Genomic DNA, 23674 nt, shown 5'->3' with positions numbered 1-23674 from the left:
TGGGACGGTAGAGGCACACCCCGCCACCCACCGGAAAGGACCTCAGTGGCCGCCACAGCCACCACCACTCCAGCCACTACCCCCGCCACTCTCCCCACCGTCCGCCCCCTCCTCGGCCTCGCCTGCGCCGCACTCGCCACGGTCGTCTGGTCCGGCAGCTTCGTCACCGCCCGGGGACTGCACGACAGCGTCCCACCGGTCCAGCACGCCTTCTGGCGCTGGGTGATCGCCCTGCTCGCCGTCGCCCCCTTCGGCGCCCGGCGGGCCTGGCGGCAGCGGCACCTCCTCCGGCGCCATGTCCGGTACGTCCTGCTCGCCTCCCTCCTCGGCGTGGCCGTCTACAACACCCTCGTGAACCAGGCCGGACTGACCACCCCGGCCACCACCATGGGCCTGATCATGGCGGCCTCACCGGTGCTGATGGCGGTGTTCGAGCGGCTGGGCGGGGTACGGCTCGGAGCGCGCCGGATCACCGGGCTGCTCCTCGCCTGCGCGGGCGTGGCGCTGCTGGTCGGCGGCGGGGCGCACTTCGCACCCGGGGACCTGTGGATGATCGTCGCGGCCTGCTGCTTCGCCGGGTACAGCGCGCTGCTGCGCCGCAGGCCCGCCGAACTCGACGGCACCGGCTTCCTGTTCACCACCTTCGCCGTCGGCACGGTCCTGCTGCTGCCCGCGCAGGCCGCCAGCGTCGCCGTCCAGGGCGGCTTCACCCCGACCCCGGCCACGGTCGTGCCGCTCCTCTACGTCGGTGTGGCCTCCTCGGCGGTGGCCTTCTTCGCCTGGGGCAAGGCGATCGCCCTGATCGGCGCGGTCCGCGCGGGTGTCGTCTACTACCTCCAGCCGGTGTGCGTGGCCCTGCTGTCCTGGGCGGTTCTCGGCGAGCCGACCGGGGGAGCGCAGCTGCTGTCCATGGCCCTCATCCTGGGCGGGGTCGTCCTGGGCGCCGGCGCCCGCCGCTGACCGGTAGCTTTCCCGGCATGGCCGAGTGGGACATCCGGAAACTGCACATCCTGCGCACCCTGCGTGAGCGCGGCACCGTCACCGCGACCGCGGAGGCGCTGCACATGACACCGTCCGCTGTCTCCCAGCAGCTGACCAACCTGGCCGGCCAGCTCGGCGTGACCCTGCTGGAGGCCCACGGCCGCCGGGTCCGGCTCACCGACGCGGCCCGGCTGGTGCTGCGGCACACGGAGGCGGTCTTCGAGCAACTGGAGCGCGCAGACGCGGAGTTGGCGGCGTACACCCGGGGCGAGGCGGGCGAGGTGCGGGTCGGGGCCTTCTCCACCGCCGTACCCGCCCTGGTGGTCCCGGCGGTACGGGCCCTGCGCGCGGCCCACCCCCGGGTGACCGTCCGGGTCCGCGAGGCGGAGGCCGCCGAGGCCTACGACCTGCTGGCCGCCGGCGAGGTCGACCTCGCCCTCTCCCTCGCGGCCGAAGCGCCGCCCACCGCCGACCCCCGCTTCACCCGCGTCCCGCTCCTCACCGACCCCCTGGACGTCGCCCTGCCCCCGGACCACCCCCTCGCGGACGCCACGGACCTGCGCCTGACCGACCTGGCCGGCGACCCCTGGATCTTCGGCGGCAGCGGCCCCTGGTCCGACATCACCCGCCGCGCCTGCGAGGCGGCCGGCTTCACCCCGCACCGGGCCCACTCGGCCTCCGGCTGGACGACGATCCTCGCCATGGTGGAGGCGGGCATGGGCGTGGCCCTGATCCCCCGCATGGCGGCGGTGAGCCGCGACGGCGTGCGAATGCGCGAACTCACCACGGACCGCCCGCTCCGCCACGTCCTGGCAGCCCTCCGCAAAGGCACGGAGACCACCCCCACCCTGACCCACACCCTGAACGCCCTCCGAACGGCGGCGTCGGACCGGCTCACCCGGGCGTGAACGCGTACTCCAACTCGTACAGATGACCGGCCTTGACCATGACGGTGACCTCGACCGGCCGACCACCATCGCTGCGGACCACGCGCAGCGTACGAAGCACGGGCAGATCACTCGGCCGGCGCAACGCCCGGTACTGCTCCTGCGTGGGAACCCTGGCGGACACCCGGTCCACACTCAGCCGGGGCGGGAAGCCGAGGTCGGCGAGCAGGGCCGGGGTGCCTCCCTTGATCTTCCGCTTCTCCGTGAGGGCGGTACCTCGGGCGATGTCGACGGGGTAGTACGACGCGACCAGCTCGACCGGCTCACCATCGATCGAGAGGACCTGGTGCCGTAGCAGCGCCGTGTCCCCGTCCGCGAGGCCCAAGGCCGCCGAGACGTCCGCGGGCGGCCTGACCTCACCCACGTCCAGCAGGGTGCTGTGCGCTTGAGTCCCCAGCTTGGCTGCCTCGGTCAGCCAGCGGTACTGCTCGCCGGGGCCGGCCGGGGCCATGTAGGCGGCAGGGCGCATCGTCCTTTGCCGATGCTCGCGCACGGTGACGGAGGCTCCCGCCCTGCCCACCACGAGCCGCTCGTCCTTGAGGAGCTGAAGCGCCTTCTGGATGGTGGCGTTGGAGGCGCTGAACCTCTCCTTGAGCTGAGCGGTGGAGGGCAGCGCGGCGCCCGGTGGCAGATCCCCGCTCATGATCTCGTCCCGGAGGTCGGCGGCGATCCGCTCGTGCAGGGACCGCCGGTCCTCGGCGCCGCTGTCGATGACGGCCACGGTCATCCGATCCGCATCTCGTAGCGCAGCTGCTGTCGATGGGCGGGCATGACCATCATGTCCACCTGCACAGGCCGCTCGTCGCCGTCGAACGTCACGCGCTTCAGCGCGAGAACCGGCTGGTCGGGTGCGAGCCGCAGCACATCCCGCTCCTCCGCGCCGGGCATACGAGCGGTCACGTCCTCCCGTACCCGCCTGCCCGCATGACCGAGTCCGGCGAGCAGCGTCACCGCTCCGCCGGGGATCTTCGCCTTCTCGGCGAGAGGCGTGCCGCGGGCGATGTCGGCGGGGTAATACGTGTCCGTCAACTCGCACGGTTCGTCATCGAGGTGGATGACCCGGCGGCGAACGACGACGGTCTCTCCCGCGGCCAGGCCGAATGCCTCGGCGACCTCCTCGGGAGCGGGCACCTCACCCGCCTGCACGATGCGCTGCCCGCCCTTGCCACCGCGCGCCGCGGCCTCGGCCGACCAGGCGTCGGACTGACCCTGCTGCCGTGGTCTCACATACGGCATCGAGGTACTGACCCACCCGCTGTCACCCATGGTGTCCTCCTGCTCGGTCGCCAACCTTGCTGCTCCACACGGTAGGTGACGCTGTTCAGTCACCGTTCAGAGACTACCTCTCTGCTTTTCGCGAAAGGTGCTACGGTGGGCGCCGATCGTGCAACCCGCACCAAGGTGGTGATGCACCATGCCTCTGTCACGGCAACGGCGATTCCCTCGTGCGCGCAGATCTGCGAAAGCGGCAAGAGGGTTCGCCCTCGACACACTCACCGAGTGGGGCTACCTCGACCGACAGGACGATGTCCGGCTGTGTGTCTCGGAATTAGCCACGAACGCCGTGTTGCATGGAGCGCCGGCGGGGCGTGAGTTCTGTCTGACCGTCGTCGGTGACGGCCCGCTGATCCGTATCGAAGTGCGCGACAGCGGAGACGGATGGCCGGTCGTGGGGCAGGGGCGCGCCGAGGACTGCGGGGGCAGGGGACTTCGCCTCGTGACGGCGCTCGCCGACGACTTCGGCGTCACCGGGCACATCCCCGGGAAAACCGTGTGGGCGGTTTTCAAGACCGTCCACACCGCCACAGCGGAGGCCGGCGGGGAAACGTCCTGAGCAGGTAGAAGCAGTGACCGGTCGTCCAGGGCCTGGCCGGCGGATCATGACGGGCGGGCCACCGGCGTTGAAGGAGCTGAGTGGAGCAGGGCGGGGGCGTCGATAAATTCCTCGACATCGGTCGCGGTGATCGGGGACGCTTCGCGCGATGACCAGAATCGACGACACGCCGCCCGCGTGGGACGAGCGCACCCAGCTCGCCACGTTTCTCGACTACGCACGTGACACCGCCCGCGCCAAGTGCGCCGGCGTCTCCGCGGACCACGCACGCAAGGCGCTCCTGCCGGGCTCACCGCTGATGACCCTGAGCGGACTGATCAACCACCTCCGCTGGGTCGAGTACTACTGGTTCCACGTGGTCTTCCTCGGCGAGGAGGACCGGGGTCCGTGGACCGAGGAGGACCCCGACCGCGAGATGCGTATCGCCGTCGACTTCCCGCTCCCGCAGTTGCTCGACGAATACGCCGAACAGAGCGCCCGCTACCGCGAACTGGTCGCCGGGCACGACCTGGACAAGCAGGCCCAGCGAGCCGTCCGCGACGGCCTCCACGTCGACCTGCGCTGGATCCTCCTCCACCTCATCGAGGAGACGGCCCGCCACAACGGTCACCTGGACATCCTGCGCGAGATGCTCGACGGCACGACCGGCGACTAGATACGGCAAGGGGCGCCCGGTGTCCGCACCGGGCGCCCCTCAGCGGCGTAGGAGGACTACTGCGCGTCCGCCGCCTGGGCCTTCAGGGCGCGTTCGACGCCCGAGCGGGACTCCGAGACCAGGCGGCGCAGGGCCGCGTTGGGCTCGGCCGAGGCGAGCCAGGCGTCCGTCTTGGCGAGGATCTCCTCGGAGACCTGGATCGTCGGGTAGAGGCCGATCGCGATCTGCTGGGCGATCTCGTGCGACCGGGCGTCCCAGATGTCCTTGACCACCGCGAAGTACCGGTCCGTGTACGGCGCCAGCAGCTCCCGCTGGTCGGTCTGGACGAAGCCGCCGATCACGGCCTCCTGCACCGCGTTCGGCAGCTTGTCGGACTCGACCACCGACGCCCAGGCCTCCGCCTTGGCCTCCGGCGTCGGGCGGGCGGCGCGCGCCGTCGCCGCGTGGCGCTCGCCGGCGGCCGTCTTGTCCCGCTCGTACTCGGCGGCGATCTCCGCCTCGTCGAAGCGGCCGACCGCCGCGAGGCGCTCCACGAACGCCCAGCGCAGCTCGGTGTCCACGGCCAGGCCGTCGATCGTCTGGGTGCCCTCAAGGAGGGCTTCCAGCAGGTCCAGCTGCTCCGGCGTGCGGGCCGTCGCCGCGAAGGCGCGGGCCCAGGCCAGCTGGTGGTCCCCGCCCGGCTCGGCCGCGCGCAGGTGGGCCAGCGTGGCATCGGTCCAGCGGGTCAGCAGGGACTCGCGGGCGGCCGGGTCGGCGTACAGGTCGATGGCGAGCTTCACCTGGCGGTGCAGCGACTGCACCACGCCGATGTCCGACTCCTTGCCGATGCCGGACAGGACGAGGGAGAGGTAGTCGCGGGTGGGCAGCTCCGCGTCCCGGGTCATGTCCCAGGCCGACGCCCAGCACAGGGCGCGGGGCAGGGACTCGGTGAAGTCGCCGAGGTGCTCGGTGACCACCGCGAGGGACTGCTCGTCCAGGCGGACCTTGGCGTAGGAGAGGTCGTCGTCGTTGAGCAGGACGACCGCCGGGCGGCGCTTGCCGGTCAGCTGCGGTACGGCCGTCAGCTCGCCGTCGACGTCCAGCTCGATCCGCTCGGTGCGCACCAGCTTGCCGTCGGCGTCGAGGTCGTACAGGCCGATCGCGATGCGGTGCGGGCGCAGCACCGGCTCGCCCTTGGCGCCGGCGGGCAGCGCCGGGGCCTCCTGGCGGACGGCGAAGGAGGTGACGACCCCGTCGGCGTCCGTGGCGATCTCCGGGCGGAGGATGTTGATGCCGGCCGTCTCCAGCCACTTCTTCGACCAGGTCTTCAGGTCGCGCCCGGAGGTCTCCTCCAGCGCGCCCAGCAGGTCGGACAGGCGCGTGTTGCCGAACGCGTGCGCCTTGAAGTACGCCTGGACGCCCTTGAAGAACTCGTCCTCGCCGACGTACGCGACGAGCTGCTTGAGGACGGAGGCTCCCTTGGCGTACGTGATGCCGTCGAAGTTGACGAGCACGTCGTCCAGGTCGCGGATGTCCGCCATGATCGGGTGCGTGGACGGCAGCTGGTCCTGCCGGTACGCCCACGTCTTCATCGAGTTGGCGAACGTGGTCCAGGAGTGCGGCCAGCGCGAGCCGGGCGCGGCGGCCTGGCAGGCGATGGAGGTGAAGGTGGCGAACGACTCGTTCAGCCACAGGTCGTTCCACCACTCCATGGTGACCAGGTCGCCGAACCACATGTGGGCCAGCTCGTGCAGGATGGTCTCGGCCCGCACCTCGTACGCGGCGTCGGTCACCTTGGACCGGAAGACGTACTGGTCGCGGATGGTGACGGCGCCCGCGTTCTCCATCGCGCCCGCGTTGAACTCGGGCACGAAGAGCTGGTCGTACTTCTTGAACGGGTACCGGTAGTCGAACTTCTCCTGGAACCAGTCGAAGCCCTGCCGGGTCACCTCGAAGATCGCGTCCGAGTCGAGGAACTCGGCGAGGGACGGCCGGCAGTAGATGCCGAGCGGCACGGACTGCCCGTCCTTCTCGTACACGCTGTGCACGGAGTGGTACGGCCCGACGATCAGCGCCGTGATGTACGACGAGATGCGCGGGGTCGGCTCGAACGCCCAGACGTTGTCCTTGGGCTCCGGCGTCGGGGAGTTCGAGATGACGGTCCAGCCCTCGGGCGCCTTGACGGTGAAGGCGAAGGTGGCCTTCAGGTCCGGCTGCTCGAAGGACGCGAAGACCCGACGGGCGTCGGGGACCTCGAACTGCGTGTAGAGGTAGGCCTGCTCGTCGACGGGGTCGACGAACCGGTGGAGGCCCTCGCCGGTGTTGGTGTAGGCGCAGTCGGCGACGACCCGCAGGACGTTACGGCCCTCCAGCAGCCCGGGCAGGGCGATGCGGGAGTCCTTGAAGACCTCGGCGGCATCCAGCTGGTCGCCGTTGAGGACGACCTCGTGGACGGTCGGCGCCACCAGGTCGATGAAGGACTCGGCGCCGCCCCGGGCGACGTCGAAGCGCACCGTGGTAACGGACCGGTAGGTGCCGCCCTCCTGCGCGCCGGAGAGGTCGAGATCGATCTCGTACGAGTCAACGGTGAGCAGCTCGGCCCGCGCTTGCGCCTCTTCGCGAGTCAGGTTTGTGCCAGGCACGCGGTCATCTCCTCGTGAATATGTGGGTTGCGCCATCCTTCCATGGACCCATTGGGAACGCGATGTCCGCTTCCCGCCGGTGGGCGCGGCGCCCGCGCGGCACGGTGGTCCCATGACGAGCTACGCGCCCCGCCCCATCCCCGCCCCGGTCGTCGGTGAGCTGCTCGCCGCCGACGACGCCGGGCGTCCCGCCGCCCCCTTCACCGAGACGGAGGGCGGCGACCCGCTCCGCTGCTGTCTGCGCCGCAGCGCACCGGGCGACCGGATCGCCCTGGTCAGCTATGCCCCGCTGCGCCGCTGGGCGGCCGGGACGGGGGCCGACCCCGGCGCCTACGACGAGCAGGGTCCGGTCTTCGTCCACGCGGAGGGCTGCCCGGGCCCGGCCGGGGGCCCGCTGTCCCTCCCCTTCACCGACGCCCACCGCACCCTGCGCCGCTACTCCTTCGCCGGCCGCATCCTCGGCGGCCGTCTGGTCGAGCCCCCGGCCGACTTCCACCAGGCCCTCACCGAGGCGTTCGCCGATCCGGAGGTGGCGCTGGTGCACGTACGGGCGGTGGAGTACGGGTGCTTCCTCTATGAGGTGCGGCGGGCGTAGACCGGCCGACCGGAGGGCTGTGACCGGGGCGACTATGCATGACCATGCGTTGTGCTGCATACTCTTTCCATGTCCAAGGTCCTCACTTCCCTTCCGGTCGGCGAGCGCGTCGGCATCGCTTTCTCCGGCGGCCTCGACACCTCGGTCGCCGTCGCCTGGATGCGCGACAAGGGCGCCGTCCCGTGCACCTACACCGCCGACATCGGCCAGTACGACGAACCCGACATCGCCTCGGTGCCCGGCCGTGCGCACACCTACGGTGCCGAGATCGCGCGCCTGGTCGACTGCCGGGCGGCGCTGGTGGAGGAGGGCCTGGCCGCGCTGACCTGCGGCGCGTTCCACATCCGCTCCGGCGGGCGCGCCTACTTCAACACCACCCCGCTCGGCCGCGCGGTCACCGGCACCCTGCTGGTCCGGGCGATGCTGGAGGACGACGTCCAGATCTGGGGTGACGGCTCCACCTACAAGGGCAACGACATCGAGCGGTTCTACCGCTACGGCCTGCTCGCCAACCCCAACCTGCGGATCTACAAGCCCTGGCTGGACGCGGACTTCGTGACCGAGCTGGGCGGCCGCAAGGAGATGTCGGAGTGGCTGCTGGCACACAACCTGCCCTACCGGGCCAGCACCGAGAAGGCGTACTCCACCGACGCCAACATCTGGGGCGCCACCCACGAGGCCAAGACGCTGGAGCACCTGGACACCGGCGTGGAGACCGTCGAGCCGATCATGGGCGTCCGGTTCTGGGACCCGTCGGTCGAGATCGCCACCGAGGACGTGACCATCGGCTTCGACCAGGGCCGGCCGGTGACCGTCAACGGCAAGGAGTTCGCCTCCGCCGTCGACCTGGTGATGGAGGCCAACGCCATCGGCGGCCGGCACGGCCTGGGCATGTCCGACCAGATCGAGAACCGCATCATCGAGGCCAAGAGCCGCGGCATCTACGAGGCGCCCGGCATGGCCCTGCTGCACGCCGCCTACGAGCGCCTCGTCAACGCCATCCACAACGAGGACACCCTCGCCCAGTACCACAACGAGGGCCGGCGCCTGGGCCGCCTGATGTACGAGGGCCGCTGGCTGGACCCGCAGGCGCTGATGATCCGCGAGTCGCTCCAGCGCTGGGTCGGCTCGGCGGTCACCGGCGAGGTCACCCTGCGGCTGCGGCGCGGCGAGGACTACTCGGTCCTCGACACCACGGGCCCGGCGTTCAGCTACCACCCCGACAAGCTGTCCATGGAGCGCACCGAGGACTCCGCGTTCGGCCCGGTGGACCGGATCGGCCAGCTGACCATGCGCAACCTGGACATCGCCGACTCGCGCGCCAAGCTGGAGCAGTACGTCGGCCTCGGCCTGATCGGCACCGGCAGCCCCACCATCGGCGCCTCCCAGGCGGCCGCGACCGGGCTGATCGGCACCATGCCGGAGCTGCCGGAGGGCGGCGCCGAGGCCATCGCCTCCCGCGGCGCGGTCTCGGAGGAGGACGCGCTGCTGGACCGCGCGGCGATGGAGTCCGGCACGGACTGACCCGCCCGCGAGCGACAACGGCACGGCCCCGGCGGTGAACAACCGCCGGGGCCGTAGCGCGTCTCCGTACAGGCAGGGTTACTTCTCGGACAGCTCCGCCGCCACCAGCTCCGCGATCTGCACCGCGTTCAGCGCGGCACCCTTGCGGAGGTTGTCGTTGGAGATGAACAGCGCGAGGCCGTTCTCGACCGTCTCGTCGCGGCGGATCCGGCCGACGTACGACGGGTCCTGGCCGGCCGCCTGGAGCGGGGTCGGGATGTCGGAGAGGGCCACACCCGGCGCCTTCGCCAGCAGCTCGGTGGCGCGCTCCGGCGAGATCGGGCGGGCGAACCGGGCGTTGACCTGGAGGGAGTGGCCGGAGAACACCGGGACACGCACACAGGTGCCGGAGACCTTCAGCTCGGGGATCTCCAGGATCTTGCGGGACTCGTGGCGCAGCTTCTGCTCCTCGTCGGTCTCGTTCAGACCGTCGTCGACGAGGTTGCCCGCGAACGGCAGCACGTTGAAGGCGATGGTGCGCTTGTAGACCTGCGGCTCGGGGAAGTCGACCGCCGCGCCGTCGTGGGTCAGCTTGTCGGCGTCCGCGACCACCTTCTGCACCTGGCCGTGCAGCTCGGCCACGCCCGCGAGGCCCGAGCCGGACACCGCCTGGTAGGTGGCGACGACCAGCGCCTCGAGGCCCGCCTCCTCGTGCAGCGGCCTGAGCGCCGGCATCGCGGCCATCGTGGTGCAGTTCGGGTTGGCGATGATGCCCTTGGGGCGGTCGGCGATCGCGTGCGGGTTCACCTCGGAGACCACCAGCGGCACCTCGGGGTCGCGCCGCCAGGCCGAGGAGTTGTCGATGACGACCGCGCCCTGCGAGGCCACCTTCTCCGCCAGCGCCTTCGAGGTCGCGCCGCCCGCCGAGAAGATCACGATGTCGAGGCCGGTGTAGTCGGCGGTCGCCGCGTCCTCCACCGTCACGCCGTCCAGCACGGAGCCGGCCGAGCGGGCCGAGGCGAACAGCCGCAGCTCCGTCACCGGGAAGTCGCGCTCCACGAGGATCCTGCGCATGACCGTGCCGACCTGACCGGTGGCTCCGACGATTCCGACCCTCACGGCGACTCCCTCTGTGTATCTCTTGCATGACCGGGGCTTTTCCATCATGCGGCCGACCCCGGTCCACCTGTCCAATTCTTTGCACAGCGTGCCCGAAGGGTGGGACACGTGGGCTCCGCGGACGGTTCCGCACCTTCGCCGACGGCCCCGCTGAGCTGGAGAAATTCCCTCCGCCGGGGGACCGGGCCGCAAGCTGTGCTGTCCCGCCCCTGCCCGTGCCGCCCACCCGCACACGGCGGTGTGACGTACGCCTCCCGCGCGCGCCTCCCGCGTACGCCTCCTCGTACGGCCTCCCTGTGTGCGCTGCGCTTCCGCCCGTCCCGGGTCAGCTCTCCTTCGAGCGCGCGTAGTGCCGGGAGGCCTTCGCCCGGTTGCCGCACGCGGCCATCGAGCACCAGCGCCGGGTGCCGTTCCGGGAGGTGTCGTAGAAGTGCAGGATGCAGCTGCCCCCGGCGCAGCTGCGGATCCGCTCCGGGCCGCGGGCCAGGAGGTCCAGGTAGTTCCGGGCGGCGAGCCAGGCGGGGGCCCAGGAGGGGTCGGCGAACTCGGGCTCCTCGGCGGGGCCGGTGGCGGTCAGCCGGGCGCGGATCCGCCCGTGCGCCAGGACCGCGTCCACCAGCGGCGCCGCCTCGGCCGGTGAGCCGTCCACCGCGGCGCGGATCGCGTCGCGCGCCTGCCGCAGATGCTCCAGCGCCTCCGGGCTCGCGGGGTGCGCCCCGGCCAGTCCGTTGCTCGCCAGCCAGACCGCGAGCCCGTCGGTGCCGACGAGCAGGTCCTGGACGGCGCCCTCCCGGTTCCAGCGGGTGTTGAGCAGGTCCAGCGCGAGCGGCTCACCGGTGAGCGGGCGGGGGTCACGGGCGGCGGCGGTCATCGGTCACTCCCTCTCCTCTAACCACTCAAGAGTACGTGACCGGTTGACGCGCGCGCCTCTAACTGTCTAACGTTGCTTACGACGGTTAGATACCGTCGTCTGTGACGCCCTCCGCCCCTTCCGAAGGGAAGAACCATGACCCTGCGCCCCGCGCACACCGGCCTGAACGTCACCGACCTCGACCGCTCGCTCGCCTTCTACCGGGACCTCCTCGGCTTCACCCTCCTCGCCGAGGGCAAGGACGAGGACCGGCGGTACGCGATGCTGGGCGAGCCCGGCGGACAGCCCCTCGTCACCCTCTGGCAGCAGGCCGAGGGGTCGTACGACCGCGGCCGCGCCGGACTGCACCACCTCGCCTTCTCGACGGACTCGGTCGACAGGGTCCGGCAGTACGAGACGGCGCTGCGCGCCCACGGCGTGGAGTTCGCCCACGAGGGCGTGGTGGCCCACCGCGAGGGCGGCACCTCGGGCGGCATCTTCTTCCACGACCCCGACGGCATCCGGCTGGAGATCGCCGCCCCGCTCGGCGCCGAGGGTGCCCCCGCCCCGCACGCGTCCGCACCGACCTGCGGCTTCTTCTAGAGATGGCCGGCTATCACGCGGGTTCGCGGACCCTCCAGGACCGGCTTGGCGTCCGCGACCGCGCCGACCACGTGGGCCGCTCCCTCGGCCAGGACATCAAGCCCGTCGCGGCGGCCTTCCTGGAACTCCAGCCGCTGCTGGTCGTGGCCGCCGCGGCCCCGGAGACGGGCCGGGTGTGGGCGTCGGCGCTCACCGGCACCCCCGGCTTCGTCCGGGCGACCGGCCCCCGCCGGATGTCCGTGCACACCCCCGGCCCGTCCGCACACGCCTCCGGCACGTCCGAGCACCCACCCGCCCGGCTCGAGGACCCCCTCGCGACGGCCCTCGGAACGCCCGGCACCCCGGTCGGCACCATCGCCCTCGACCCCCGTACCCGCCGCCGTATGCGGCTCAACGGCCGGCTGCGGCCGACCCCGCGCGGTTTCACGGTGGAGGCGGACCAGGTCTTCTCCAACTGCCCGAAGTACATCCAGCGCCGCGAGGGATACGAGACGGTCCCCGGCCGCACCCCCGGGCCGTCCCGCCGGCTGACCCGGCTCGGCGCCGCGGAGGCGGACCTCGTCCGGGCCGCCGACACCTTCTTCCTCGCCACCGTGCACAGCGCCGGCGCCGACGCCAGCCACCGCGGCGGCAACCCCGGCTTCGTCCAGGTCACCTCGCCCACCGAGCTGACCTGGCCGGACTACCCGGGCAACGCCATGTTCCTCACCCTCGGCAATCTGCACACCGACCCGCGGGCGGGGCTGCTCCTCCTCGACTGGGAGACCGGCACCACCCTCCAGCTCACCGGCCGGGCCCGCACCGAGTTCTCCGCCGACGGCGGGCGCACGGTCCGCTTCACCCTCGCCGAGGCCCGGCTCACCCCCGCCGCCCTGCCGCTGCGCTGGACGCCCCCCGAATACTCACCGGCGAATCCGGACATCACGCGCTAACGTCCCGCTATGCGACGGAACTTGAGGGTGGCGGCCTACGCCGTGTGCGTCCGCGACGGACAGCTCCTGCTCGCCCGCTCACCGGGGCCCGGCGGCGTCCCCGAGTGGGTGCTGCCGGGCGGCGGCATGGAGCACGGCGAGGACCCCTACGACACCGTCCGCCGCGAGGTCGCCGAGGAGACCGGTTACCGCGTCGAGGTGACCGGGCTGCTCGGCGTGGACTCCTTCCGGACCACCCTGGGCAGGACCGCCCTGGACCGGACCGACCACCACGCCCTGCGGCTCGTCTACGAGGTGGCGGTGACCGGCGGCGAACTCCGCTACGAGATCGGCGGCTCCACGGACTTCGCCGCCTGGCAGGACCTGGCCGCCGTACCCGGGCTGAACCGTGTCCCCGTGGTCGACACCGCCCTCCGGCTGTGGCGCGAACGCCCGCCGCACGGACGGCTGGAGAACCACCCCCTACCCCGGTAGATGAACGACGAATGACCGTCCCCCGGCCGGCCGCGATCCGCTCCCCGTCCACTCCGTGACCAGGCCGCCAACCCCGTGATCCACGTACGGAGTTCGGCGCTGCGCGTTGCGGCCGCGTTCACGCACAGGTCATCCCCGCTGCCAACGATCCACAGTGAGCGGGGCGTTCGCGTCCGCGACGTCCCGCGGCCACTGCCGACGCGTTCGCACTCGGGGAGACCGCGCCATGTCGCGCACACGTACCGACACCACCTCCGCCGTGGGGGTCCACCGCCGTACCGTCCTCGCCGCCGCCGGAGCCGTCTCGCTCTCCGCGGGCGTCGGCTACGCCCTCCGCCCCACCGACAGCCAGGCCGCCACCACCGCCGGCACCGACGCGGAGGCCCCCGTCGCCCACTCCCGGCAGGCCGCCCCGGCGACCCCCCTCGCCCCCTACTCCAAGGGCACCACCCTCACCGCGACCGCCGCGGCCGGCAGCGGCTCCGGCTACCGGCGCCTCGGCGACGGCCCCGGCTGGCGGCGGGTGGTGCGCAGCGAACTGGCCGCCGCCAAAGCCGGACGCGCCGAGCGCCGTACCGCCCTCGCCGCGTTCGTGCAGTTCACCGACCTGCACCTGATGGACGTCCAGCACCCGCTGCGCTGGGAGTTCCTGCGCTCCTACGACCGGCACGCCTGGCGCCCGCAGGAGGCGCTGACCGTGCCCGGCGCCATCGCGCTCGTCGAACGGGTCAACGCGCTGCGCGGCGCCCCCGTCACCGGCGCCCCGCTGCACTTCGTCATGACCACCGGCGACAACACCGACAACAACGCCCACTCCGAACTGGAGTGGTTCATGAAGGTGATGAGCGGCGGCCGCATCACCCCGAACACCGGCGACCCCCGGCACTACGAAGGGGTCCAGAACAGCGGCCTGAAGCTGTTCTGGCAGCCCGGCTCCGCCGTCCGCGACCACGACAAGGCGCTCGGCTTCCCGCAACTGCGCGGCTTCCTGGACGCCGCGATCCGGGAGGTGCGCAGCCCCGGTCTCAACCTGCCCTGGTACTCCACCGTCGGCAACCACGACGCCCTGCCGCTCGGCGCCTACGGCTCCCACGGCGACCCCTATCTCGCCGAGGCGGCCGTCGGCGGCAGGAAGCTGATGGAGGTGCCCGCCGCCGACGCGAAGAAGCTGGAAGCCGCCATCAACAACGGCACCGACTCCAAGGGCGGCCTCTACCGCGACTTCCTCAAGGCCCACGCCCGCTCCATGCGCTCGGTCACCCCGGACGAGCGGCGGGCGCCGTACACCCCCGCCGACTATCTGAAGGCCCATCTCGACCCCGCCTACCGGGGCCACGGCCCGGTCGGCCACGGCTACTCCTCGGCCAACCTCGCCGCGGGCACCCAGTACTACGCCTTCCGGATCTCCGAGGACGTCATCGGCATCAGCCTCGACACCACCGACCCCGGCGGCCACTACGAGGGCTCCCTGGGCACCGCCCAGCTGAACTGGCTCGACCGGACGCTGAAGGAGAACAAGGACGCGTACGCCGTCGTCTTCAGCCACCACACCAGCACCTCGATGGAGAACACCCGCCCCGACCCGGCCCGCCCCCGCGAGAAGCGGCACGGCGGCGCCGAGGTGGTGTCCCTGCTCTCCGCCCACCGCAACGTGCTGGCCTGGATCAACGGCCACGTCCACAAGAACGTCGTCACCCCGCACCGCAGCTCCGGCGGGCACGCCTTCTGGGAGATCTCCACCGCCTCCCACATCGACTTCCCGCACCTCGCGCGGGTCATCGAGCTGACCGACAACAAGGACGGCACGATCTCCGTGTTCACCACCCTCATCGAGTCGGCCGCCCCGCACCGCACCGACTTCGCCGACCTCTCCCAGACCGGCCTCGCCGCCCTCTACCGGGAACTCGCCTACAACGCCCGCGGGGGCAGCACCAGCCTCGCGGGCACCGCGGCCGACCGGAACACCGAACTGGTGCTGAAGAAGGGCTGAATCCCGGCCGACCGGACCAACGGCCGGCAACCTTCGCGCACCGGACTCGTTTTCCTCCCCTGACACCACACGGTTCACAGGCTGGGGGAAGACATGCGCGTACGCACGACTGTGGTGGCCGCCACCGCCGTCCTCATGACCACGGCCGCCCTGGCGGGCCCCGCGGTGGCCTCCGGGACCGGCAGGGCGGACACCGACGGCCGCCACACCGGCACCCGGCGGGCCGTCGAGGCGGCGGTGGCGGCCGGCGTGCCCGGCGTCACCGCCACCGCGCAGGACACCCACGGCACCTGGTCCGCCACCGCCGGCGTGGGCGACCTGGACACCGGCGCGCCGCGCTCGGCGGCCGACCGGTACCGCGTCGGCAGCATCACCAAGACCTTCGTCGCCACCGTCCTGCTCCAGCTGGAGGCGGAGGGCCGGCTCTCCCTGGACGACACCGTGGAGCACTGGCTGCCCGGAGTCGTGCACGGCCACGGCAACGACGGCGGCAGGATCACCCTGCGCCGCCTCCTGAACCACACCAGCGGCATCCACGACTACACGGCCGACCAGGACTTCGACCGCCACGTGTTCACCGCGGACGGCTTCCGCCGGCACAGCTACGACACCTACACCCCGGCCCGGCTGGTGGCCGTCGCCCTGCGGCACGCGCCGGACTCCGCCCCCGGCGCGTCCTGGCACTACTCCAACACCAACTACGTCCTCGCCGGCATGGTCATCGAGAGGGTGAGCGGGCACTCCTACGCCGAGGAGATCACCCGGCGCCTCATCCGGCCCCTGCACCTGACGGCCACCTCGCTGCCCGGCACCCGGGTGACCGTCCCGCACCCGAGCAGCCGCGCCTACTCCAGGTTCACCGACCCGACGGGACCGGCCTACGACGTCACCCTCCTCAACCCCTCCCTGGCCTCCGCCGCGGGCGAGATGATCTCCAGCTCCGCCGACCTGGACCGCTTCTACGGCGCCCTGCTGGGCGGCAGGCTGCTCCCGGCCGCCCAGCTGAAGGAGATGAAGACCACCGTCCCGACCGGCGCCCGGAACACCGGCTACGGCCTCGGCCTCATGGACGAGGAGCTGAGCTGCGGCGTCCACGTCTGGGGCCACAGCGGCGGCATCCACGGCTCCGTCTCCCGGGCGGCGACGACGGCCGACGGCCGTCACTCCCTCGCGCTGAACCTCAACGGCGACTGGGCCGGGGACCCGGACACGGTCCTGGAGGCCGAGTACTGCGGCGGCTAAGTGGCGGGATGCGTGTGCTGGGTGCCCTGTTGTACGGCGTACACCGTCGCGGAATCCCGGGCCGTGTTCGTCTGCCGCAGGGCCCCGCCGCGCGTCCCGCCCCCGGGCCCGCCGTCGGCGGCGGCCGCCGTGAGCCGGGCCAGCGCGGCCCGGGCCGCCGGGTCGTCGCGCAGGCGCGCGGCCAGCTCCAGGGCCCAGTAGGCGAGCAGCGTCCGCCGTACCCCCTCGGGGTCCGCGGCCGCCCGGACGAGGTCCGCGTTGCCGTCGAGCTGCGCCTCCAGCGCGGCCCGGCGGCGCCGGTCCGCCGGACGGAACAGCGCGACGACCGCGCTCCTCGTCTCCTGCCACAGATCGGTGGCCATCGCCGCGACCACGGCGGCGGCCCCCGCCTCGGCCAGCACGGTCAGTTCGTCGCTCACCACGGCCTCCTCACGGCCTCTTGCTGATCCGGATGTGCTGGTCGCCGTACTGGGTGGCGTAGACGGCGCCGTGCCCCGACGCCTTGTTGACCATCTTCCCGCCGGCCGGGGCCTGCCGGACCGGCTCCGCCCGTTCCGCCTGCTCCGCCTGCTCCGGCGGCAGCGGCCCGCCCGGCAGGTGCAGCCAGGCGTCGGAGGTGTGCTCCTTCACCGCGCAGGTCACCCTGCGGAAGTCCTCGGGATAGAGGCCGAGATGGCCGTGCCGCACCGTCTCGTCGTAGAAGTGCCGGGACAGCAGCAGCGACGCGGGCACCGTGTCCGGCGCCCCGGCCAGCGCCGCCCGCGCGGGCGGCGCGTCCAGCAGCCGGGCCAGGACCTCCAGCGCGCCCCCGGCGACCTCCCCGGCCGGGCCGACGTGGACGTCACCCGCGTGCAGGGCGATCCGGACCCGGATCCGGGTCAGCGGTGACGCCCCGCGGTTGTGGGTGCGCAGCCGGACCACCAGTTCGGGGACGAGCGGATGCACCAGGGACGCCTTGCGGGTGCCCGCCGGCGTCGTCACCCGCAGGCCGTCACCGAGGTCGTGCCGCAGGCACGCGTCCCAGTCGATGCCGCTCGCGGTGAACGCCTCCCGGAGCATCTCCGACAGCAGCGCCCGGATCTCCAGCAGCGCCCGGTCCCCGCGCCCCGCGGACCGCTCGACATCCACGGCCAGTACGGCCCGGTACTCCAACTCGGTTTCCATGCACCCTACTTCGGCTCGGCGACGGCTGGGGTACAACCCAGTCTGCCCGCCCCGGGCCGCGCACAACTCGTCGTAATACGGGGTTGCACGGGGATACTGGGGGGCATGGTGGACGGCACGCGTTCCGTGCCGCGCGGGCCGGCCGTGCGCCGCCCGCGCGAGAAGTGGGACTGGCCTGCGCCGAGCCTGCTCGGCAGCCTCGGCGAAGACGCCCGCGCGCGGCTCCTGACCCTCGGCGTACGGGCCCGGTACGACCCGGACCGCATCCTCATACGGGAGGCGGACCACACCGACTTCGTGCTGATCCTGCTCGACGGGGTGGTCAAGGCCACCGGACGCACCCAGGACGGCCGGGACGCGCTCCTCGCCGTACGGATGGGCGGCGACCTGGTCGGCGAACTCGCCGCGCTGGACGGCGATCCCCGCTCGGCCACGGTCACCACCTGCGGGCCCGTCGTCGCCCGCATGGCGACCCGGGCCGCCTTCCTCGACTGCCTGCGCCGCGAACCGCGGATCGCGGACGCCGTCAACCGCTCCGTCGTGGCCAAGCTGCGCTCCGCCAACGCCCACCGCATCAACTTCACCGGCTGCGACGTCGGCACCCGGCTGGCCCGGGTGCTGCACCACCTGGCGATGACCTACGGCGAGCGGGCCGGCGCCGGAGCGGTGATCCACTGGCCGATCACCCAGCCCGAACTCGCCACCCTGGCCGGCGCGGCGGAGCCCAGCGTGCACAAGGCGCTGCGCCGGCTGCGCCGGGCCGGCGCCGTCTCCACCGGCTACCGCACCGTCCGCGTCGACGACCTCGCCCGGCTGCACGCCATCGCCTACCCGGAACCCTGAAGTCCGCAACTCGCTTGTGCAGAAGTCGTGTTGGTCGCCCCTTGGGTTGCCGAAAACCGTACTTTGACGAGAGTCGGGGACGGCGGCGTGGCTAGCGTGGCGCCACGGCACCGGCGCGGTCCGGTGCGATCAGCGCGTATCGGGGGTTCCCATGGCGAACAGGGATGCGGACGATGCCCGGAGGGCGACCGGAGCGGACGCGGAGGACGGGGCGCGGGGCGGACCGCGGTCCGAGCGCCGGATCGACATCGCGGGCGACGCCGGCGGCCCGGTGGTCGCGGGCGACCACAACGTCGTCATCGACGCCCAGCACGGCTCCACGGTCACCCTGCTCATGGAGGGCGAGCGGCCCCGGCCGGTGCGCCGCGACCGGGTGGCCCTGCTGCCCCGGCGGCAGGCGGTACCGCTCGGCCGGGACAGCGAACTGACCCGGCTCGCCGCCGCCGTCCGCGACGGCGGCCCGGTCCAGCTGTGGGGCGCGCCCGGCGTCGGCAAGAGCACCCTGCTGCGCCACGCCGCGCGCACCCTCACCCCGGAACGGGACGGCGTGCTGTTCCTCGACGCCGCCCGGCGGGAACCCGAGGACCTCGCCCAGGACATGTTCGAGGCCTGTTACGAGGCCCGCGGCTACGCCCCCTCCAGCCCCGAGCTGCGCCGCCTCATGACCGGCCTGCGCATCACGGTCTACGTCGACAACGCCGAGTTCTCCGCGGAGGGCCTGCGCACCCTGATGGACGCGGCCCCGGACGCGACCTTCGTCGTCGCCGGCCGGGACCGGACGCTGCTCGGCGACGGCACCGCCCTGCGCCTGGACGGCCTCGGCCGGCCCGCCGCGCTGGACCTGCTCGCGCGCGAACTGGGCCGGCCGGTGACGGCCGGACCCGAACAGCACACCGCCGCCGACCTGTGGGAGACCGCGTCCGGCCGGCCCCTGCTGCTGCTCCGCGCGGCGGCCCTGACCCGTCTCGACCCGTCCGGCACGACCGCCCTGCCCCGCCCCGGCGAGGTGGGCGACCTGCTGCCCCTGCTGCTCGGCCGGCTGGACGCGCCGCCGCTGCGGGTGCTGCGGCTGCTGGCGACCCTCGACGACGCCACGCTCGACGCCGGTCACATCGGCGCTCTCGGCGACATCACCGACACCCCGGAGCTGTGCGGCCGGCTGGTCGCCCTGGGCCTCGCCGAGCAGACGGAACGCGGCTACCGCGCCGTACCGGACGTCGTACCGGCGCTGCGCGAGCGCCACCCCGAGCCGTTCTCCTTCGAGCTGCTCTGCGAGCACTTCGCCACCTGGATCGCGCGCCCGTCCACCACCGCCGCCCAGGTCGAACAGCACGCCCGGGCCCTGGAGGTGGTGGCCGAGCTGGCCGAGGAGGCCGGCCGGGCGGACCTCGCGGTGCGGATCGTACGCGCCGCCTCCCCCGCACTGGCCCGCTCGCTGCGCTTCGGCGTCTGGGGTCGCCTGCTCGACCGCGGACTGCCCGCCGCCCGGCAGGCCGGCGACCAGCAGGCGGTCGCGTACTTCACGCACGAGCAGGGCATCCGTTCCCTGCTGACCGGCCGGCGGGTCATGGCGGCGGTGCTGCTGGCGGAAGCCGCCGTCCTCTGGCGCCAGCTCGGCGACCTGCACGGCGCCCACGCCGCGGCGGGCGCCCAGCAGTACGTGCCGGCACACGCCGGCGGGACACCGGGCCCGGTGCCGCACACGGACGGCGGCGCGCAGGCCCTGGGCTCCTCGGGTCCGGGCCCCGACCCCGCCTCCGCCCACGCGGCGGGCGCACACGGGGCCGGTGCCCATGGCGCGGCGGCGCCGGGGGCCGGGCCGTCGGCTCCCTCGGCTCCCTCGGCACCTTCCGGCCCGTCCGCGGGCCCGGGAGCGGGGACGCACCAGGCCGGCGCCCACCAGGCCGGCGCGCACCATGCGGCGGCCCAGCAGACCGGGCTGCACCAGGCGGGCGCGGGCAAGGCGGCCGCGGCGAAGGCGGGGGCCGCCAAGGCAGGAGCCGCCAAGGCCGGCGGTGCCGCGGCGCACTCCGCCGCGGCGGCCCACGCGAGCGCCTCGGCGGCGACCGGTGCGGCCGGGACCGGTGCGGCGGGAGCGGGGGCCTCCGCCGCGGCGGGCGCGGCCGGGGTGTCCGCCGGGGCCGGGGCCTCCGCCGCCGGGCTCGCCGCGCTGATGAAGGTGATCGCGGTGATCGTCGCCGTGGTCATCGCCGGAACCGCGATCCACCAGGCGCGGGCCTCGCACGACGGCGGCTCCGAACAGACCCCGACCGGCCTGGCCGGGTTCTGGCGGGGCAGCGACGGCGCCACGTACGAGTTCAAGGAGGCGGGCAGCGGGTCGTACACGTCCAGTGGGCAGGACGCCTGCGGCACCCAGTCCACCACCACGTTCACCGGCAGCGGCGGGACCTACTCCGCCCAGCGGCCCATCTACGACACTTCCGGCGGCTCCTGCGGATCGCTCCTCGGCGAGGCCACCACGACGATCACCCTCATGGGTGAGGACAGCGCCAAGGCCACCACCACGATGACATCCAGCTACCAGGAGGGCGTGCAGTGCTTCAGCTGCGGAACGCTCTTCCTGACCCGCGAGCAGTGAGCGACCACGAGGAGGCCCCATGGCCCGCAACACCGTCCGGATCGGCGGCGATGCCCACGGCCCGGTCGTCGCAGGGAACGACAACAAGGTCGAGATGCGCCAGGACACCCCGTCCGAGGCCGCCGAAGGAGCCGGCGCGCCGACCCAGAACAACACGGCGAAGGACCACGGCACGGTCTTCTCGGTCATGAACGGGGAACTTCACCTCCACCACGACCACGACCGCAGAGACCACGGCCGCGCCCCGGAGTCATCCAGCTGACTTCGATATGAGATGCGCCGTTCATCCGTACGAAATATCCGTACCGCCTCATATCGGCTAACCCGCTTTTCACGGGGATGGCTCGATTTGTGTGCAAGGCGGGTGGTCGTGTGCGGACGAGGCACGGACTGCGGGTGCTGTCGGTCTACGAGGGTTTCTTCTCCGGAGGAGCCAGGATCGTCCACACCGATGTCGTACGGGGACTGGCCGAGGGCGGCCAGTCCCACCGGGTGCTCAGCATCCATGGAGAGGTCCACCGCGAGGCCACCCGGCAGCGCATGGAGGACGACCACTGCTACCGGGCGCTGACCGCCGACGGGATCGGCGTGACCTCGCTGGGCCGCAGCGCGGGCCTGGTGGACGGCGACCTGGCGGCGCATGCTTTCAGCGGGCCGGAGCTGGCCGAAACGGCACGGGTGACGGCCGGTGCGGACGTGATCCTCTCCCTCAAGGAGCAGCCGCTGGCCCTCCTCAACCAGGCCGGGCTGCCGCGCCGCCCGGTCGTGGTGTGCCTGCACCGCTCCGACCCGCAGAACCAGGGCCCCGCCCTGGACGAGCTGAAGGCCGCCATCGCCGACGGCACCGTGGTGGCGGGTGTCTGCTGCGCCGAGTCGACCCGGGCGGCGTACGAGGCCGCGGGCATCCCGGCCGAGCTGCTGCACGTCATCCCGAACGGCGTCGACCTGCTCCGGTTCCGCCCGGACCCGGCGGCCCGGCTCGCTTTCCGGACCTCCCTGGGGATCGCCCCGGCCGCCCCGGTGGTCGTGTTCGCGGCCCGGTACGCCGCGATGAAGAACGTCCCGCTGTTCCTCGCCGCCGCCCGGACCTGGCTGGCCCGGGAGGGCGGCGGGCACGTGGTGATGTGCGGGGCCGGGATGACGGACGCCAACCCGCAGCTGCGGGCCGACGTCGAGGCCGCCTTCGCCGGGGACCTCGGCCTGGCCGGCCGGGTGCACCTGCTCGGCGTACGGCACGACATGGAGGCCGTCTACGCCGGTTCCGACGTCGTCGCCCTGACCTCGGTCTCGGGCGAGGCGGCCCCGCTGTGCCTGATCGAGGGCATGATGTGCGGCGCGGTTCCGGTGACCACGGCCGTCGGCGACAGCGCCTCGATCGTCACCGGGCACGGCCTCGTCACCCCGCCCGACCCGGGCGCGATCGCGCTCGCCTGGGAGGCGGCGGTCGCGGGCCGGGCGGAACTCGGCGCGGCGCTGGAGCGGAGCCGGGAGCGGTTCAGCCGTACGAGGATGATCGCGGCGTACGCGGCCCTGCTCGACGGGGTGTACGCCGCGCACGTCGGCGGCTCCGGCTCGGTGCTCCCGGTCCAGTAGTTCCGGCCCGGCAGTCTCAGTAGTTCCGGTTCAGGACCGGGAGGTAGCCGAGCGACTGGCCCGGTGCCGTCGGGTGGTACGACTCGGTCAGGGCCATCAGGTCGACGCTGCGCAGCCAGGGGTGCGGGGAGCAGATCTCGTGCCCGGCGAAGGCGGCCCGGACGTCGGCGAAGGCGAAGCCGTGGTCGGCGGCGCGCTTGGCGATCATCTCGTCGAGGTGGTCGACGGCGTCGTTGACCGCGGCGCGCACGCTGTCCGGCAGACCGATCCGGCAGGTGCCGTGCAGCCGGTACAGGTGCGGATAGCCGAGCACCACGACCCGGGCGGCGGGGGCCCGGTACCGGATCGCCGAGTAGAGCCGGTCGAGGTCGGCAGCGAGCGGCCCGTCGACCGTGCTGCGGGCGCCGGCCAGCGCGAACATGCAGGGGGTGGTGCCGCCCAGCGCGCAGGCCGCCATCGCGGCGGCGAACCCGGCGTCACTGCCGCCGACGGTGAGGGTGACCAGCCGGGTGCGCGGGCCGAGCGCGCCGATCTGGCCGCTCAGGACGTCCTTGGTCCGGGCGCCGTTGCAGGCGAGGAAGGCGAACGACGCCGTCCGGTGGGTCTGCGCCCACAGGGCCGGGTAGGCCCGGCTGCTGCGCTTGCAGCCGGCGCCCTCGGCCAGGTAGTCGCCGGCGCCGACACCGGAGGAGTAGGAGTCGCCGAGGGCCACATAGCCGGTGATCGCCGGGGGAGCCGCCGCACGGGCGGTCGCGGGGCCGGCGAGAACGTAGGCGGTGGCGAGCAGGAGGGAGGAGGCGCACGCCACTGTCCGGGACTGTCGCATGAGTCGGGTGTATCGCGGCCCGGGGGCGGCCGCCCGCCCCGCTCCTCCGTTCAGCGCTCCCGGCTTGCCGGACCGCGGCGGCCGTGCCGCGCCCGGAGCGGTGCGCCCCCGGCGGTGTGCGGCGGGGCGGCGCGGGGCGGTGGCCGCCGCCCGGACTTCACCCGGGCGGCCGTCACCCGCCCGGCGGAGCCGCGGTTGCCCGCCGCCGGGGCTCCCGGGGGCGCGGCGGGCGTACGAGGAGGGGCCACCGGTGCAGCCCGGTGGCCCCCCCGCGCCCCACCAGGTGCGCGGCCGCGTCGTCAC

23 protein-coding genes are annotated in these 23674 nt (G+C 73.1%); 15 read left to right on the top strand and 8 right to left on the bottom strand.

Annotated elements, in window-relative coordinates; translation table 11 throughout:
* Positions 1-45: 45 nt before the first annotated feature.
* Together ACFVIU_RS37415 and ACFVIU_RS37410 are read left to right on the top strand one after the other, a co-directional pair.
* Positions 46-960: a DMT family transporter gene (locus tag ACFVIU_RS37415; protein ID WP_385848140.1), complete on the top strand. Its 915-nt coding sequence runs from the start codon at positions 46-48 to the stop codon at positions 958-960.
* 17 nt (positions 961-977) lie between these two features.
* Entirely contained in the window at positions 978-1889 is a 912-nt protein-coding gene (locus ACFVIU_RS37410) for a LysR family transcriptional regulator (protein WP_385848139.1), read from the top strand.
* Here ACFVIU_RS37410 and ACFVIU_RS37405 read toward each other — a convergent pair.
* Entirely contained in the window at positions 1876-2655 is a 780-nt protein-coding gene (locus tag ACFVIU_RS37405; protein WP_385848138.1) for a GntR family transcriptional regulator, read from the bottom strand. The genes ACFVIU_RS37410 and ACFVIU_RS37405 overlap by 14 nt on opposite strands.
* Positions 2652-3194: a GntR family transcriptional regulator gene (locus tag ACFVIU_RS37400; RefSeq protein WP_385848137.1), complete on the bottom strand. Its 543-nt coding sequence runs from the start codon at positions 3192-3194 to the stop codon at positions 2652-2654. The genes ACFVIU_RS37405 and ACFVIU_RS37400 overlap by 4 nt, the downstream gene beginning before the upstream one ends.
* Positions 3195-3342: 148 nt before the next feature.
* Here ACFVIU_RS37400 and ACFVIU_RS37395 point away from each other — a divergent pair, with 148 nt between their 5' ends.
* Together ACFVIU_RS37395 and ACFVIU_RS37390 are read left to right on the top strand one after the other, a co-directional pair.
* A complete protein-coding gene (locus ACFVIU_RS37395; protein ID WP_385848136.1) occupies positions 3343-3762 on the top strand; it encodes an ATP-binding protein in 420 nt (139 codons plus the stop codon).
* A gap of 148 nt (positions 3763-3910) precedes the next feature.
* Complete coding sequence (locus ACFVIU_RS37390) at positions 3911-4417, top strand: DinB family protein (protein WP_385848135.1); 507 nt, start codon at positions 3911-3913, stop codon at positions 4415-4417.
* Positions 4418-4473: 56 nt separating this feature from the next.
* Here the strand turns inward: ACFVIU_RS37390 and pepN are convergent, their stop codons facing one another.
* Positions 4474-7038 (bottom strand): aminopeptidase N, encoded by a 2565-nt coding sequence (gene pepN, locus ACFVIU_RS37385; RefSeq protein ID WP_385848134.1) that lies wholly within the window; start codon positions 7036-7038, stop codon positions 4474-4476.
* Positions 7039-7150: 112 nt separating this feature from the next.
* Between pepN and ACFVIU_RS37380 the strand changes: the two genes are divergently transcribed.
* Entirely contained in the window at positions 7151-7633 is a 483-nt protein-coding gene (locus tag ACFVIU_RS37380; RefSeq protein ID WP_385848133.1) for a DUF1203 domain-containing protein, read from the top strand.
* Positions 7634-7702: 69 nt separating this feature from the next.
* Entirely contained in the window at positions 7703-9157 is a 1455-nt protein-coding gene (gene argG, locus ACFVIU_RS37375; protein WP_385848132.1) for an argininosuccinate synthase, read from the top strand.
* Between the two features lie 78 nt (positions 9158-9235).
* Here the strand turns inward: argG and ACFVIU_RS37370 are convergent, their stop codons facing one another.
* Entirely contained in the window at positions 9236-10255 is a 1020-nt protein-coding gene (locus ACFVIU_RS37370; protein ID WP_385848131.1) for an aspartate-semialdehyde dehydrogenase, read from the bottom strand.
* A 325-nt stretch (positions 10256-10580) separates the two neighbouring features.
* Positions 10581-11126 (bottom strand): CGNR zinc finger domain-containing protein, encoded by a 546-nt coding sequence (locus ACFVIU_RS37365; RefSeq protein ID WP_385848130.1) that lies wholly within the window; start codon positions 11124-11126, stop codon positions 10581-10583.
* 135 nt (positions 11127-11261) lie between these two features.
* Here ACFVIU_RS37365 and ACFVIU_RS37360 point away from each other — a divergent pair, with 135 nt between their 5' ends.
* The 5 genes from ACFVIU_RS37360 to ACFVIU_RS37340 all read left to right on the top strand — a co-directional run bounded on the left by ACFVIU_RS37360 (position 11262) and on the right by ACFVIU_RS37340 (position 16346).
* Complete coding sequence (locus ACFVIU_RS37360) at positions 11262-11708, top strand: VOC family protein (RefSeq protein WP_385848129.1); 447 nt, start codon at positions 11262-11264, stop codon at positions 11706-11708.
* 2 nt (positions 11709-11710) lie between these two features.
* A complete protein-coding gene (locus tag ACFVIU_RS37355) occupies positions 11711-12640 on the top strand; it encodes a pyridoxamine 5'-phosphate oxidase family protein (protein WP_385848128.1) in 930 nt (309 codons plus the stop codon).
* Between the two features lie 9 nt (positions 12641-12649).
* Positions 12650-13114, top strand: a complete 465-nt coding sequence (locus ACFVIU_RS37350) for an NUDIX hydrolase (RefSeq protein ID WP_385848127.1) — start codon at positions 12650-12652, stop codon at positions 13112-13114.
* Between the two features lie 226 nt (positions 13115-13340).
* Positions 13341-15104, top strand: a complete 1764-nt coding sequence (locus ACFVIU_RS37345; protein ID WP_385848126.1) for a TIGR03767 family metallophosphoesterase — start codon at positions 13341-13343, stop codon at positions 15102-15104.
* 93 nt (positions 15105-15197) lie between these two features.
* On the top strand, positions 15198-16346 hold the full coding sequence (locus ACFVIU_RS37340) for a serine hydrolase domain-containing protein (RefSeq protein ID WP_385848125.1): 1149 nt from the start codon (positions 15198-15200) through the stop codon (positions 16344-16346).
* Here the strand turns inward: ACFVIU_RS37340 and ACFVIU_RS37335 are convergent.
* Both ACFVIU_RS37335 and ACFVIU_RS37330 read right to left on the bottom strand, forming a co-directional pair.
* Positions 16343-16765 carry a hypothetical protein gene (locus ACFVIU_RS37335; protein WP_385848124.1) on the bottom strand — a complete coding sequence of 141 codons (423 nt, stop codon included), beginning with the start codon at positions 16763-16765 and terminating at the stop codon, positions 16343-16345. The genes ACFVIU_RS37340 and ACFVIU_RS37335 overlap by 4 nt on opposite strands.
* A gap of 10 nt (positions 16766-16775) precedes the next feature.
* Positions 16776-17510: a hypothetical protein gene (locus ACFVIU_RS37330; protein WP_385848123.1), complete on the bottom strand. Its 735-nt coding sequence runs from the start codon at positions 17508-17510 to the stop codon at positions 16776-16778.
* Positions 17511-17615: 105 nt separating this feature from the next.
* Here ACFVIU_RS37330 and ACFVIU_RS37325 point away from each other — a divergent pair, with 105 nt between their 5' ends.
* From ACFVIU_RS37325 to ACFVIU_RS37310, 4 genes are all read left to right on the top strand, one after another.
* Positions 17616-18353, top strand: coding sequence for a Crp/Fnr family transcriptional regulator (locus ACFVIU_RS37325; RefSeq protein WP_385848122.1), 738 nt, complete (start codon positions 17616-17618; stop codon positions 18351-18353).
* Positions 18354-18504: 151 nt separating this feature from the next.
* Entirely contained in the window at positions 18505-20952 is a 2448-nt protein-coding gene (locus tag ACFVIU_RS37320; RefSeq protein WP_385848121.1) for an ATP-binding protein, read from the top strand.
* Positions 20953-20971: 19 nt separating this feature from the next.
* Entirely contained in the window at positions 20972-21214 is a 243-nt protein-coding gene (locus ACFVIU_RS37315; RefSeq protein WP_385848119.1) for a hypothetical protein, read from the top strand.
* Positions 21215-21324: 110 nt separating this feature from the next.
* Complete coding sequence (locus ACFVIU_RS37310; protein WP_385848118.1) at positions 21325-22545, top strand: glycosyltransferase; 1221 nt, start codon at positions 21325-21327, stop codon at positions 22543-22545.
* A 16-nt stretch (positions 22546-22561) separates the two neighbouring features.
* On the opposite strand, the gene ACFVIU_RS37305 is transcribed toward ACFVIU_RS37310, so the two are convergent.
* A complete protein-coding gene (locus ACFVIU_RS37305; RefSeq protein WP_385848116.1) occupies positions 22562-23371 on the bottom strand; it encodes an SGNH/GDSL hydrolase family protein in 810 nt (269 codons plus the stop codon).
* Positions 23372-23674: the final 303 nt, after the last annotated feature.

This window comes from Streptomyces sp. NPDC127190, from assembly GCF_042672505.1.
Taxonomy (GTDB): domain Bacteria; phylum Actinomycetota; class Actinomycetes; order Streptomycetales; family Streptomycetaceae; genus Streptomyces.
The sequence above is the reverse complement of the archived record's forward strand: the minus strand, read 5'-3'. Positions and strand labels throughout refer to the sequence as shown.